Origin of the sequence: Neorhizobium vignae, assembly GCF_000732195.1 — a bacterium.
GTDB lineage: Bacteria > Pseudomonadota > Alphaproteobacteria > Rhizobiales > Rhizobiaceae > Neorhizobium > Neorhizobium vignae.
In genome coordinates this window covers 1-13,192 of sequence record NZ_JNNU01000023.1, presented here as the reverse complement: position 1 = coordinate 13,192, position 13,192 = coordinate 1, and the positions used below count along the sequence as shown (strand labels likewise).

The following is a 13,192-nucleotide window of genomic DNA, read 5'->3' as shown; positions in this document are numbered from 1 at the left end:
AGGAAGCGATGATGGAATTGCTTGGAAAACGTGCGTTGGTAAACGGTGGCTCCCGGGGTATAGGGGCCGCGATCGCGATTGCGCTCGCCGAGAATGGCGCAGATGTCGCGTTTACCTATCAGCGCTCGGCGGACAGGGCCGCATCGGTGGTTCAGACCATCGAGGAAAAGGGCCGGCGCGGGCTGGCCATTCAAGCCGACAGTGCCGACCCGAACGCCATCCGCCGCGCCGTCAGCCAGACTGTCGGTGCACTCGGAGGGCTTGATATCCTGGTCAACAGTGCGGGCATCGGAACCGCTGGCATGACTGCGGATCTGGCCCTCGCCGACCTGCAGGCCATGCTTGATGTCAACGTTCGCGCGCCCGTCCTGTTCGCACAGGCGGCAATCCCACATCTCTCATCGGGGAGCCGGATCATCTCTATCGGCTCCTCGCTGGCTGAGCGTGTGCCTTTCCCGGGTGTGACGGCGTATGCCATGTCGAAGTCGGCGCTTCTGTCGTTCACCCGAGGCCTTTCGCGCGAGCTCGGGCCCCAAGGCATCACCGTCAATCTCGTCCTCCCCGGGTCGACCGACACGGACATGAATCCGGCCAATGGCGAGAATGCAGATTATCAGCGGAGCCTCACGTCGCTCGGCCGTTTTGGTGAGCCCCGTGAAATCGCCAGCGTGGTGGCGTTCCTGGCGGGTCCCATCGCAAGTCTGATTACCGGCGCAGTTCTCAATGTGGACGCAGGTTTCAATGCCTGATCCGGTTGCCAGGAAGACATCGGGTCGGAGGAAGTAGCTCCGGCCCCTCAGTCGAACGGCACCCGGCACGTCTCAGACCAATGCCGGCGCTTACGAATGATCGACCATTTCGCCGGCTTGGGCGATGCTCCGCCGATATTGCAGGCGCGCTGCAGATCTACTTTTCCGTCGCGCTTTCGGCGGGACTTCGAGCTTCGAATCAGACTGCCTTTACTGCGACTGCGCTTTCAGCGGCCGCAAGAGTGGTTTCTTCTCCTGACCGAGGCCGCCAACTTAGGACCGCTACCGTTGTCATTGCGGTCGCTCCACCTCCACTGCACGCTCGTTCGCATTCCCTGCAAGTCAGTCGACGAAGCGATCAGCCTCAAGCAAGCCGCCGATGTGATGTTCAGGGGCAGAACAACTCAAGGAACCGATACGATGATCGTTGCAGGTAACTCCAGGATCCCCCTGCCTCTGCAATCGACCTCCCGTTCTTCCGGACAAGAAACGGTCCGGGAAGCACGGGAAGGAAAAGCAGGTGGAAATCTCCCCTCAGTCTCTCTTGATCCTCGATACGGTTCGAAGCTTGCAGACGCTCTGTGGTCGATGGAAAGCAATGGCGTTGTGTTGGACCAGAAGCCGAATCGCATCGCTCTCAACGAGGACGAGAAACCCGATGCGGCTGACGAATTCCTGAAAGTATCTAAAATGACACCGGCAGAAAAGATCCGCTATTTTTTCCTCAAGGACCGAGAGCTTAGTGAGGACAAGCTGGCTGCAATGAGCCAAAAAGATCGAGAGGCGATCGAACAGCAAATCAAAGATGTTATCCTTCAGCAACTCGGGCTGGAAGACGAAGACGGCAAGCCTGGCGACGCCCCTAAACCCTCGCCAGAAGGGGATCCGGTACCCTTGGATGCAATGCTGTGATGCCGGCAGGTTGAGCTTGTTCAATCGCTTGAACGGCCAACGAATGACTAATTGCGGCGCTGCAGTCGATAGTCATTGATCATCAATCCGCGCAAACACTCTCGCTGAAGAGTTGCCTTCCGGGTCATGTGCTTTAGGAAGGCAAAGAGCCACCCCTGACAGCTGGCTTGAACGACCTGGCTGTGAATATTTCGCAAATTTGGTTGGAAAGGTCCGCAGGTGGCAACAGACGGATCGATTTTCTTCGACCCGTGGCAAGCTCCATTTTCAGTAACGGCCGCAAGACCCAGTGCTCTCCGGCGGCTTTCCTTCAGTCAGATGACGAAATCAAACCGTCCGAACCTTCCGTCACCCGTTTGCTTCATGTCGAGGAGCAGTGCCTCGTGAAACAGCCAGTCTCCGGCGTTTCTGCTGTCCCCGGGGAAATAAAGTTGCGTCGTCAGAACTCGTCCACCCAACCGCTGGACCTTGAAATGAAAATGACGCGTTCGGCCGGGATAAAGTGCAGGCACGATGGTGTTGAACCACCAGCGGCCTTGAGCGTCGGTGAACTGGTGGCCCCGCAGGCGGAAACCCACGCTGTCGTAGTCGCCGTTTTCGTCCGCATGCCAAACCTCGACGAGGCTTCCAGGCAGGGGCCGGCAGCGACTGTCGAAGACAAACCCCGCGACAGTGATCCGCTCGCCACCGGGCGCGGAGGGATAGAGATCGCGTTCGAGCGGGGAGTTAGGCCTGAAGAAGGGGCCGGCTTCCCGTTCAAGCGTCTGTTCGTCTCCATCGTCGCATGCAAGGGTCAAGGGCAGTTCGGGAGCGGGCTGCGCAAAGGCCTTCATTGTCGCCACGCCGATAAAGGGTGGCGCCAGAAAGGCCTTCAGAAGCGAGCGTCTGGTGGAAGGCAAGGTCGGTCTCCCGTCTGTTAAGCGGTGTCGAATTGGAGCAAGGCGACCTTACCGCAGGCGCTGCGCGGCGTTTGCCTGTGCCTCACGGATCAGGCCGGAATACATAGTCTCTTTGCCCGGATACCATGGCATCGTCCCAATTGAGCCGAAGCGGGGGATCGTTTCCATATGTGCGACCATGCGGGCTCGCATCCGCTCGTCAGGAAGCGGGCCTGTCATCGCCTGGACATTGTCGCTCATGTGGTCGGGGTTGGAGGTGCCACAGAGTACGCTTGTGACGGCCGGATGCGCCATGACCCATTTCAGGAAGAACTGCGCCCAGCTCGTCGCGCCGAACTCCTCGGCGAAACCGGGAAGCGGCTGTCCTTCGACGATTTTCATAAGGCGCGCCTTTTCGAGCGGCAGGTTGATGAGCACGCCGACGCCTTTGTCGGCAGCCGCCGGAAGCAGGCGGCGCTCGGCATCCCGGTTGAAGATCGAGTAGTTCGTCTGGATAAAATCGACGCCGTCGCGTTGGACGATCGCCAGTAGCTGGTCCTGCGCCGTCGACTCGTGGTGGGTCACGCCGACATGGCGTATGAGGCCTTCTTTCTTCCATGCCTTCATCAGCGGAATGACGACCGGCGCATTGATGATGCTGTGGCATTGCATGAGATTGATCGTTTCACGCCATGTTCGCATGCGCGATTGCCGGAAGCTTTCAACGGCGTGGCTTTCGTCTCCGAGATACTCTCCTGTCGACCAGACCTTGTTGGCGAGGAACATCTCCTCGGAGCCTTCGAACTCACCCATGAACTGGCCGACACTTACCTCGGCCGAGCCGTACAGCGGCGAGGTATCGACCACGCGACCGCCCGCAGCGACGTACCGCTCGAAGACCTGACGGAGAGCGTCACGGCGATCACCGGGCTTCAGGTCGAAGGTAAGGAAGGTGCCAAGCCCAAGCGCCGTGACCCGTTCGCCGGTCCGCGGCAACGTACGAGTCAACACATCCGCCGTTGATCCAGAGGCTGGCAACGCCGTATTCGTTTCCCGGGTCTGCGCCGTAGCGTGGGTGGCAAGGGCCAACCCTGTTGCCGCCGCGCCTAGCGTGCCGAGGAAGCCGCGTCTATTGATATTCGACTGGTTCATAGGTGTCTCCTGTTGAACGTCAGAACTGCCAGTTGGCGGGTACCCAAGCGTAGCCGCCGTCGGTCTTCAGCATCCGGCCGAGACCGGGGAATGGATAGTGGAAGCCAAGCACGGGCATGCGCTCGGCAGCCGCCCTGTCGAAGATGCGCCGGCGGGAGGAAAGGGCCGTCTCCTTGTCGCGGTCCGGACCCGGAAGCCAGGGCCTGTCGACGTTGACGACGGGGTGATAGGCAAGGTCTGCCGTCAGCAGCAACTGGTCGCTTCCCGAGTGGACTAGGAAGGTGGCCATGCCCGGCGTGTGGCCGGATGCGACGATCGTCGTAAGACCCGGCACGATCTCGGCGCCGGCTTCATAAAGCTCGACATCGCTCATGAACGGCGAGAGGCTGTTTTTGATATTTGCGGCGAAGCGCTGACGAAATTCCTCCGGCACCGGCATGTAGGAGAGATCCGGATCGGTGCGGATGAAGAAATCCCAGTCGGCCTTTGGGACGAAGACCGTGGCGCGGGGAAACGCTTTGCCGCCGTCTGCGGTTCTCAAGTTACCGACATGGTCGGGATGAGTGTGGGAGATGACGATCGTGTCGATGTCCGTAGAATCGAGGCCGATCGCCGCGAGGTTATCGAAAATACGGCCGCCGTTCGGACCCATGGTCTTGCCGGCTCCTGCCTCGATGAGTATCCGCCGACCGCCTGTTTCGATCAGCAGCGTGTTGAGGTTGAGCGTCATGTGGTCGGTCGGCAGAAATGCTTGTCGCAGGACCTCCTGAAGCTCGGCCTCCGGAGCGTTGCTTGCATAGACGCGAGGCGGGCCACCAATCACACCATCGCTCAACACGGTTGCGCTGATGTCGCCGACGCGGAAACGGTAGTGACCGGCATTGCCGCTCAGCGCGGACGTGCCCTGTGCGTTGGCCCTGCCAGAGCCACCCAGACTTGGGATGAGCATGCTTGATGCGCCTGCGACGGCGGACAGCATGATGGCACGTCGGTTGAGAGTGAAGGCATTCATCGGTCTTCCCTTCTTCATTGGGCGCGCTGCTTTGTCTCTTTCCTCGATCGGATATGACCGACGAGAGAAAGTTTCCAGAGCGCAACACTTAGGTTGGCGCGATCATGACATGGAGCGATTGATCTGATAACCTGCGGTAAGTTTATCAGCTTGATTAGAGAAACTTCCCAATGGACCCAATTCGCCTGGATAGCTTCGATGTCTTCGTTGCCATCGTGCGCTGTGGCGGTTTCCGCGCAGCTGCGCACGAGCGGGGGATCTCATCATCGGCCTTAAGCCAAACAATGAACGCTCTGGAGGAGGCTCTGGGTATTCGGCTTCTTAATCGAACGACGAGGAGCGTGTCCCCGACGGAGGCAGGACAACGTCTTCTCGAACGTCTGGCACCGGCGTTGAGCGACATCAGGCTCGCAATCGCGGAAGTCGATGAATTGCGTGATAGCCCGTCTGGAACGCTCAGGATCAACGCGCCGGCACCGGCCGTCGATCATGTTCTCTGCCCGCTGGTGTTCGACTTCATGGACACCTATCCCGAGGTGAAGATCGAGATGATCAGCGATGCCGCCGTCATCGATATCGTGGAACAGGGTTTCGATGCCGGCGTCAGGTTCGGCAAGCAGCTGGCCCAGGACATGATCGCGCTCCCGCTCGGACCCGCGCTTCGTTATGCAATCGTAGCTTCGCCCGACTATATCAAGAGGTGCGGAGAGCCACAGACGCCGCACGAACTCGTTGATCACGACTGTATAAGACGCCGTTTCCCTGGTGGCACGCTCGTCACTTGGCGCTTTGACGAGGGAACCGAAGAGATCGAGGTCACTCCAACTGGACGCTTGACGGTGAGTTCTGCACACAACGAACTGCAAGCTGCACTGGCGGGCAGAGGAATCGCCCATGTCTTCGATGACTACGCCAAGCCGTATATCCAAACCGGCCGACTGGTGGAACTTCTCGGCGAATGGAGCCCCACCTTGCCGCACTGGTTTCTATACTACCCCAGCCGCCGCCTCCCGAGCGCAGCCATGCGTGCGTTTCTCGATTACATGAGGAGTTACGACTGGAGGGCGAAGGATGCCCTCGACCTAAAGCGATTTGACCAGCAGCTTGCGTAGAAGCAGATCGGAGCTTCTTTTAAATCCGGCGTTGTTCGGCCGCATCGAACTCGAGACGCGACGCTTCGATGTCTTGGACGATCGCCGTCCATGAGCCCGTTGATGTGATCGGCATGCAGATGGGAAATCGCAACGATCGTCACGTCGGACGACGCATAGCCCGATGCCGCGATGCGGCTCGCCAGTTGCCCGGTTCCAAACGCCCTGCCCTCCGGCCCGTTGCCGGTATCGAAAAGGATGAGGTCTTTCCCCGTGTTAAGGAGCACCGGGTTGAATTGCCCGATCATTCGATCCGATGGCAAAAAATTGGCTTTCATCAGGGATGCGACCTCCAATTCACTTCGATCAGCGCCGAAGGTCGGATGCGGCCCATCGAACACGCGCATGCCGTCGAGTATGACAGTGATCTCGAACTCGCCCAGCATGAAGCGGTAAAAACCGGCGTTGCCGATTTCCGATTTCGCCGGAGCGGCCGCGACGGCGGCGCGTGTCATAATTTGAGGCGTTGAAAGCGCCAGCGCTGTTACGGCGGCCCCTGCCTTGAACATGGAACGACGATTGAAGAGCATGGCTTTCCTCCTCCAGATAGCTTCCATTCTTGGTCGTGGTCGAGGACCGGGAGCTCGTCGGCAACAGGTCGACACCGTGTCCGAACGCTCACCTGTCAGGCCTCATTTGACGCGCCGGAATTCGATCCTGATTCTGGTGCCGTCCGGTCTCCGGAAATTTTCGGTCATACGATCGCCATCAACGACAAGCGTGAGATCATCACGTGTTCGCACGCTGCCAATCCAGTTCGGAAAAGTCGCGCCTTCGACACGGTTTCCGCTGAATTCGCCCTTCTCATCAACGGTGTAGGTTCCGAAAAACCCGATACTGCGTGACATGGCCATGCGATTTTCATCATCCGTTCCCTCACCACGGGCATTGGAAGCAAACCGAGGAATGTCGGCGTCGGTGAGAACTTCCACGAAGTGCATGTCGGGGGTGAAGACGAGAAGACCGTTGGGTTTCTCTCCATAGGCGGAGATATTTTTTCCACCGGGATCGATCGTCGCCGACATCATCCGCCACGTGCCTACCACCTGATTTTTTGCGGCGGTCTGCGCGAAGGCAGAAGACGAAATGCTGAGGGCAAGGACCAATATAGCTGGTCGAATGGACATGTTTTTTCCTTCCTGTTCATGAGGTGTGTGTTTCCGCCGCTGCTGCGGTTCACGGATCCTGCCGATCGGCGGAATTCGCCACTCCACGCTGCGCCTCAAGGGCAGACAGGCGTGCGGAAAGCGCCTGTGAGATAGATGAATAGGCCGTGCTACCCAGCGCAAGCCGCAGTGGCGGTGTCTTGCTCTCGGCGGCTGAAATGATTGCGGCTACGGTGCGCGCCGCATCTCCCTTGATCTCGAAGCTTCCGTCGCTGATCGCACGGCGAACGGCGCCCGCAGGGGTTTCATCGTAGGCATCCATCGGTATCGCACGGACGAGATTGGCTCCGAAATTCGTGCCGGTCGGTCCAGGTTCGGCGATGATAAAGTCAATACCGAAAGGCGCCACTTCCTGTGCCACGGCTTCGACGAAGCCCTCGATCCCCCACTTGGTCGCGTGATAGAGGCTGAAGCCCGGATAGGCGATCTGCCCTCCTTCGGACGAGACCTGGACGATCCGTCCACCGCCTTGGCTTCGAAAAAGGGGAAGTGCTGCACGGATCAGATGGATGGATCCGGCAAGATTGGTGGCGATCTGCCGGCCGATCTCTTCATTCGTGAGCTCTTCCGCAGCACCGAACAGGCCGTAGCCGGCATTGCTGATGATTACGTCGATCCGGTCGTGCCGTTGGAACGCGTCCTTAACGGTCGAGGCAATGCTCTCTGGTTCGGCCAGATCGAGCTGAACGATATCGAGACGATCGCCGTATTCCTGCGCGAGTTTCGCCAACGCCCCTGGGCTGCGGATCGTTGCGGCCACCTTGTGTCCCTGGGTGAGCAGCTGTTGCGTCATCTCGAGACCAAGCCCTGAGGAAGCGCCGGTGATGAACCAAGTCTTTGGCATGTGAACTCCTGTTTTGTCCATGCGAATGTAAAACATCAACATTGGTGATATAAGATCTTCAATTTGAGATGAGATGGTGAGGATAGTTCACGAATGGTACGCCCTAGTTTGAATGATCTCGCGGCCTTTGCGGCGGTAGCCAGTCACCAGAGCTTTCGCAGAGCGGCCGATGTCATGGGCGTTTCGCGCTCGGCTCTCAGCCACGCCATCATCGGACTGGAGGCAAAACTGGACGTGCGGCTCTTCAACCGGACGACACGCAGCGTGTCGCTGACCCAGGCCGGTGCCCGCCTGCTCGCACGCCTCGATCCGGTCCTTCAGGAACTCGATCACGCGCTCGATACTTTGTCGGAGGAGCGCGGCACCCCGAGCGGCACACTGCGGATTAATGCAAACAAGAGCGGCGCGCGCATTCTCCTCGCAGAGGTCGTGCCGCGCTTTCTCGATCTCTACCCCGACGTCGAGCTTGATCTTGTTTCGGAAGGCCGGCTCGTCGACATCGTCGAACAGGGCTTCGATGCCGGGATACGCCTGATGGAAACCGTCCCGAAAGACATGGTCGCGGTGAAGTTCGGTGGCGACGTGCGTTTCATAGCCGTGGCAGCGCCCGCCTATCTTGACGGGAAAGCAAGACCGCATATGCCCGACGATCTCTATGCGCATTGCTGTATCCGCCAACGTTTGCCGAGCGGAAAGCGCTATCGCTGGGAGTTCTCAAAACGCGGCGCCGAAGTCGTGATCGATGTACCCGGCAACCTCACACTCGATGACAATGATCTTCTCGTGCAGGCGGCGGCGGAGGGGCGCGGTATTGCCTATGTCCCGGAATACTTCGCCCAGCCGTTTCTGGGGTCCGGTCAGCTGGTGTCCGTGCTTGATGACTGGTGCCCGCCAACACCAGGCCTGGCCCTCTATTACCCGCGCAGCCGGCATGTGGCGTCCCCGTTACGGGCCTTCATCGACGTCTTGCGAGAGGCGGACAGGTCGCGATGACGGGACGGCGGAAAATTGCGTCCGCCCTGTCAGATGGTTTCGGGAAGACCGGCGGCATCCTACGGCTTTGAGCTGTTCCCTCATCGCGGAAGCTCGCTCGGTATGTTAGGGCGTCACCGGCTTGCGCCGCAAGATCATGCCACCATGGTGCAGTGTGTTGGCATCGACGAAATCGCCATCGGCCGTGAAGCCCGTGTCGTCCCAGTACTCAATATGCGTTCCGTCGACTTCGTAGCGCCCTTCATAGGCTCGCTTGCGCTGGCCGCGTGCCTCGACATAGCGTCCATTCGGTAGAAGTTCATGGCGAACACGGTTGTCGTCGGTGACCACATGCCAGCATATGGATGGTTCGGCTGCAAGTTGGCCTCCTGTGCCTCTGCGGATTGAAATGAAAGCGTGGCGGTGATGATTGCCGCAAGTGCCTGTCGCATCGTCTGGCTCCAATATGCGTTACTGGGTTTAGGGGAGATCGCGCATATGCGCTCGGTGCCGGCTTCGGCAGACACTCAGGTGTGCCGAAGCCTCGGGCGTCGGTCATTGGGAACGTGGGGCGTTATTGTCAACGACCTGCTGATAGGCAACGAGGTCCAGGAAGGCTTCCGCATTGACGACGAGGCCATCCTTCATCTTGAAGATCCAGACAAACTGGTTGCGATAAGGGGCACCCGACGTCGTGGTCGCCGTCCCGTCGAAGCGGATGATGATGGTGTCGCCGTCGGCAAAGATGTCGTGCACCTCGGGCACCACCGGCGACGCAAGGCGGCTGGTCAGAGGGCGCGATGCCTGTTCGATAAAATCCTTCTGGTTGCGATAGGTGCCGGCGACCGGCCCGGAGCCATGGATCGTCCAGACGACGTCGGGAGCGAGAAGTTCCGCGAAGACATAGGTGCCGCCACGCCATTTTTCGAAGGCGGCTTCAACGATAGCCTTATTCCGCCGTTCGATCGCAGAATTGTCCGGAGCCTGCACCTGTGTCGCTGCGGTGTTGGCAATGGCCGGGAACGGCAAGGCGGGCGACATCAATGCCAGTGTGATCAGTGCCGTTCGGCTAGCGCCTTCGACCCGCTGGCGTGTCGGAAGAATGGTCATGGTATCGGTCCTTTCCTGTTGCTGAGAGCTTTCTGAGACCCATCGACCGGCAATGACGCTGCGGGCACCGTCGATAGGCGTCACGTGGTTTGAGCGGTCAGTCGCGGCGTTCGACCGCGGCGGCGCCGAAGATCAGTTTCTGGACGAGGGGACGTGCGTGAAGCGAGCCGGAAAGATGGGGTTGGCGCGCTGTCCCGGTTCAGACGGTCCACCTGTTCCGGCGTGAGCACGAGATCCTGAGCAGCGAGATTGTCCTCCGCCTGGGCGAGCGTGCGGGCACCGACAATGGGCGAGACGACGGTCGGATTGGCCAGCGTCCACGCAAGCGCCACCCGTGACGGCGTGGAACCGACCTCTTCAGCGAGGGCCTTCGCCTCCTCGGCAATTTCGATCGCCCGTTCGTCCAGATGCCCGGGCGAGGCGATGACTGTGTAATTTACCGACGTGTCAACGAAGTTGCCGCCCCGGTCGACAAAGAGATCAAAAATGCGGCGGACCTCATCGCCGTCTGGGCCCCATCCCCAGCCCGAACCGAAGGTCATCGTTCCGAGGCTCAAAGGCGAAGCGCGCAAGCCCGACCGTCCAAGAAGCTTGTAGTCATCAAGCGTCATATCGCTGTCTCCGGGTTGTAGGATCCAAAGTAGACGCGCCAAGGAGAGCGAACAACTTGCCCAATGATGACCACTATGGTAACTGGTTCTAACCAATGGCGATCGATCTGAATGGCATCTCTGTCTTCCTGGCAGTCGCCGAAGCGCGGAACTTTCGCGTGGCCGCGGCGAATTTGGGCGTCACGAGGCCCGCCGTAAGCCAGACCATCCGGCGTCTCGAAGATCGGCTGGGAGTGGCGCTCGTCCAGCGCACCACGCGCAGTGTCAGTCTCACAGAGGCCGGCGAGCGACTGTATCAGCGGGTGGCGCCGGCTATTTCCGAAGTCGGACTGGCGCTCGACGCCACGGCGGACCGCGACAGCGCACCGAGCGGACTGTTGAGGCTGGCAGTGTCATCCATCGCCGAGCAGTTCATCTCAGGGCCGCTTATCGCGCGTTTCGCGGACACATTTCCCGCCGTTCAGGTCGACGTGACCGTCACGGACGAGGAATTCGACATTGTCGCAGAAGGCTATGATGCGGGGGTACGTTTAGGCGAAGTCATCGATCAGGACATGATTGCCGTTCCGGTCTCAGGCGACCAGCGCCAGGGCGCTTTCGCTGCACCGTCCTATATTGATCGTTTCGGCAAGCCCGAACATCCTTCAGAACTCTCTGCCCATCGGTGTATCGGCTGGCGTCCAGCGCCACAAAGTGCGCCCTACCGATGGGAATTCGGCCAGCATGGGCGTGAGTTTGACGTGTCTGTCGACCCCCAGATCACCACCAACGACATGTGGCTCATGATCAGAACCGCATGTGCTGGCGGCGGCATCACCTTCGGGATGGAGGACACCTTCAAGCCCTATGTCAAATCTGGTCAATTGGTCCCTCTCCTTCAGGAGTATTGCCCTCCGTTTGCCGGCTTTTTTCTTTATTACCCCAGCCGGCGCAATCTGGCTCCGAAACTTCGGGCACTCGTCGATCACGTGAAGCGCTGGCGATAGCGCAGCCCATGACATCACTCTCGTGACGCATAACTACCGGGCGCAGCCAGGTCCGATGCTGACGCCCTGAGGACCACGTTGCCTTAAGGCCACTGCCTTATCGTGGACAGTCGCCCGGATTGCCCACGCTATTGCACCACCTTCGGTGAAGACGTCCGTTATCTTCTGGCGGTCTGAGATAACCTAACCCAGAACCTATCGCGGCGAGCCTTGACATTCGTTCGGTACCTTGCGATTATCGTATGGTAGCGAACGAATTGCAGGGGTTTTTCTATGCGGGATCAGGCGGACACCAAAAATCCTTCCGTGGGTGCATGGACGAAGCGGTGTTACTTCGCGGGTCGGGCCCTTATGGACGAGCGCCTGCGGCCTTTCGATCTGGGTTCCACGCAATGGTACGTTCTCTGGTATCTCGCCAACCACGGGCCGTCCGTCCAGCGCGACCTGGGCCGCGCACTCGAACTCGAACGCGCGACCTTGAGCGGAATCATCACCACGCTGGTCCGAAAGGATCTGATCGCGCAGACGGCGAGCGGAGACGATCAGCGTCAACGTGTGCTCGCGTTGACAACTGCCGGCGAGGCCCTGTGGCGCAGGCTTCCTGATCTTTCTTTCATTCACGACGCTGCGTTCGGCGGGATCGACGAGGCCGATCTCGCCACAACCATCCGCGTCCTCAAATCAGCGACCGAACGACTGCAGAACCTGTTGCGAAAGGATTGAGCAAATGACCGTATTGATCACCGGAGCCTCCGGGCTCGTCGGCGAGCGACTATTGCCGCGGCTGGTGGAGGCCGGCTTCGCCTGCCGCATCCTGCTCCGGGCGGGCAAGGGCGGCCCCGACGGAATAAAAGCCGTGACGGGCGACATTCTCGACCCATCAACCCTGACGAACGCCGTCGAAGGAGTTTCCGCTATCGTGCACCTCGCCGCCGTCTTTCGCACGCAGGACACCAATCTCATCTGGAAGAGCAACCTCAACGGGACACGCAACCTGATTGCCGCCGTGAAGACCCATGCTTCCGACGCGCGCTTCATCATGTCGAGCACCAGCCATGTCTACAATAAGGACAATCCACATCCGGGAAGGGAGGACGACCCGGTCGATCCACAGCACGCCTATCCGGCAAGCAAGGTGGCCGCGGAGAAGGAACTGCGCGAAAGCGGACTGAACTGGTCGATTCTTCGTTTTCCCTTCGTTTATGGCGATGGAGACGGACATCTCGAATCTCTTTCCAAGCACGTGAGCACTTGGCATCCGGCGCAGCGCATGAGCACGATCCACCATCGCGATATCGCGCAGGCAGTCACGCTGGCGCTAGAGGGTACTTTAGATCGGCGCATCGTGAACGTGGCCGACGAGGCGCCCTCCTCCATCTACGAACTGGCGGGCATTGTGGGGAAGCGGTTGGTCTCAAATTCCGAGCCTCTTGTAGATCCATGGCACCTCCATGTCGATACGTCTCTCGCCCGCGGCCTGGGGTTTCAACCCAGCATAAGGACTGTGTACCAGGCTTGGCAGGAGGGTCTTTGGTAGGAGAATCGCAGAACTGGTGGCGGAGCTTGGCATTTGGGGCCGGAAGGGTCTGTGGCTTTCTCGGTGCGCATGACTGGTTGTTTTTGTGTCAGGTCTTGAAGGGATCCGAACT

The 13,192-nt window shown here is 59.6% G+C and carries 15 protein-coding genes and 1 pseudogene; 7 read left to right on the top strand and 9 right to left on the bottom strand.

Annotation, left to right across the window (positions count from 1 at the left end):
* Positions 1-8: 8 nt before the first annotated feature.
* Both GQ59_RS25800 and GQ59_RS25795 read left to right on the top strand, forming a co-directional pair.
* Entirely contained in the window at positions 9-749 is a 741-nt protein-coding gene (locus GQ59_RS25800) for an SDR family NAD(P)-dependent oxidoreductase (RefSeq protein WP_037086794.1), read from the top strand.
* A 96-nt stretch (positions 750-845) separates the two neighbouring features.
* Complete coding sequence (locus tag GQ59_RS25795) at positions 846-1,661, top strand: hypothetical protein (protein ID WP_037086791.1); 816 nt, start codon at positions 846-848, stop codon at positions 1,659-1,661.
* A 314-nt stretch (positions 1,662-1,975) separates the two neighbouring features.
* On the opposite strand, the gene GQ59_RS25790 is transcribed toward GQ59_RS25795, so the two are convergent.
* The 3 genes from GQ59_RS25790 to GQ59_RS25780 are packed head-to-tail and all read right to left on the bottom strand — an operon-like array spanning position 1,976 to position 4,703.
* Positions 1,976-2,560, bottom strand: coding sequence for a dioxygenase family protein (locus GQ59_RS25790; protein WP_037086788.1), 585 nt, complete (start codon positions 2,558-2,560; stop codon positions 1,976-1,978).
* Between the two features lie 48 nt (positions 2,561-2,608).
* Complete coding sequence (locus GQ59_RS25785; RefSeq protein WP_037086786.1) at positions 2,609-3,691, bottom strand: aldo/keto reductase; 1,083 nt, start codon at positions 3,689-3,691, stop codon at positions 2,609-2,611.
* A 19-nt stretch (positions 3,692-3,710) separates the two neighbouring features.
* Entirely contained in the window at positions 3,711-4,703 is a 993-nt protein-coding gene (locus GQ59_RS25780) for an MBL fold metallo-hydrolase (protein WP_037086925.1), read from the bottom strand.
* Positions 4,704-4,873: 170 nt separating this feature from the next.
* Between GQ59_RS25780 and GQ59_RS25775 the strand changes: the two genes are divergently transcribed.
* Entirely contained in the window at positions 4,874-5,815 is a 942-nt protein-coding gene (locus tag GQ59_RS25775; RefSeq protein WP_037086784.1) for a LysR family transcriptional regulator, read from the top strand.
* Here the strand turns inward: GQ59_RS25775 and GQ59_RS25770 are convergent.
* From GQ59_RS25770 to GQ59_RS25760, 3 genes are all read right to left on the bottom strand, one after another.
* Entirely contained in the window at positions 5,755-6,384 is a 630-nt protein-coding gene (locus GQ59_RS25770; RefSeq protein ID WP_037086782.1) for an MBL fold metallo-hydrolase, read from the bottom strand. The two genes, GQ59_RS25775 and GQ59_RS25770, sit on opposite strands and share 61 nt — an antisense overlap.
* A 102-nt stretch (positions 6,385-6,486) precedes the next feature.
* On the bottom strand, positions 6,487-6,981 hold the full coding sequence (locus GQ59_RS25765; protein WP_037086779.1) for a lipocalin-like domain-containing protein: 495 nt from the start codon (positions 6,979-6,981) through the stop codon (positions 6,487-6,489).
* A 49-nt stretch (positions 6,982-7,030) separates the two neighbouring features.
* Complete coding sequence (locus tag GQ59_RS25760) at positions 7,031-7,864, bottom strand: SDR family oxidoreductase (RefSeq protein ID WP_037086777.1); 834 nt, start codon at positions 7,862-7,864, stop codon at positions 7,031-7,033.
* A gap of 93 nt (positions 7,865-7,957) precedes the next feature.
* Between GQ59_RS25760 and GQ59_RS25755 the strand changes: the two genes are divergently transcribed.
* On the top strand, positions 7,958-8,857 hold the full coding sequence (locus GQ59_RS25755) for a LysR family transcriptional regulator (protein WP_037086774.1): 900 nt from the start codon (positions 7,958-7,960) through the stop codon (positions 8,855-8,857).
* A gap of 105 nt (positions 8,858-8,962) precedes the next feature.
* On the opposite strand, the pseudogene GQ59_RS25750 reads toward GQ59_RS25755, so the two are convergent.
* The 3 genes and pseudogenes from GQ59_RS25750 to GQ59_RS25740 all read right to left on the bottom strand — a co-directional run bounded on the left by GQ59_RS25750 (position 8,963) and on the right by GQ59_RS25740 (position 10,557).
* Positions 8,963-9,288: pseudogene (locus GQ59_RS25750) on the bottom strand (Atu4866 domain-containing protein).
* 103 nt (positions 9,289-9,391) lie between these two features.
* The gene (locus GQ59_RS25745) at positions 9,392-9,946 is read right to left on the bottom strand and encodes a nuclear transport factor 2 family protein (RefSeq protein ID WP_037086772.1); all 555 of its coding nucleotides are present in this window, start codon (positions 9,944-9,946) and stop codon (positions 9,392-9,394) included.
* An 80-nt stretch (positions 9,947-10,026) separates the two neighbouring features.
* Positions 10,027-10,557, bottom strand: a complete 531-nt coding sequence (locus GQ59_RS25740; protein WP_051904213.1) for an aldo/keto reductase — start codon at positions 10,555-10,557, stop codon at positions 10,027-10,029.
* A gap of 95 nt (positions 10,558-10,652) precedes the next feature.
* Here GQ59_RS25740 and GQ59_RS25735 point away from each other — a divergent pair, with 95 nt between their 5' ends.
* The 3 genes from GQ59_RS25735 to GQ59_RS25725 all read left to right on the top strand — a co-directional run bounded on the left by GQ59_RS25735 (position 10,653) and on the right by GQ59_RS25725 (position 13,080).
* A complete protein-coding gene (locus tag GQ59_RS25735) occupies positions 10,653-11,543 on the top strand; it encodes a LysR family transcriptional regulator (RefSeq protein WP_037086769.1) in 891 nt (296 codons plus the stop codon).
* A gap of 351 nt (positions 11,544-11,894) precedes the next feature.
* Positions 11,895-12,266 (top strand): MarR family winged helix-turn-helix transcriptional regulator, encoded by a 372-nt coding sequence (locus GQ59_RS25730; protein ID WP_244448065.1) that lies wholly within the window; start codon positions 11,895-11,897, stop codon positions 12,264-12,266.
* A gap of 4 nt (positions 12,267-12,270) precedes the next feature.
* Positions 12,271-13,080: an NAD-dependent epimerase/dehydratase family protein gene (locus tag GQ59_RS25725; RefSeq protein ID WP_037086764.1), complete on the top strand. Its 810-nt coding sequence runs from the start codon at positions 12,271-12,273 to the stop codon at positions 13,078-13,080.
* Positions 13,081-13,192: the final 112 nt, after the last annotated feature.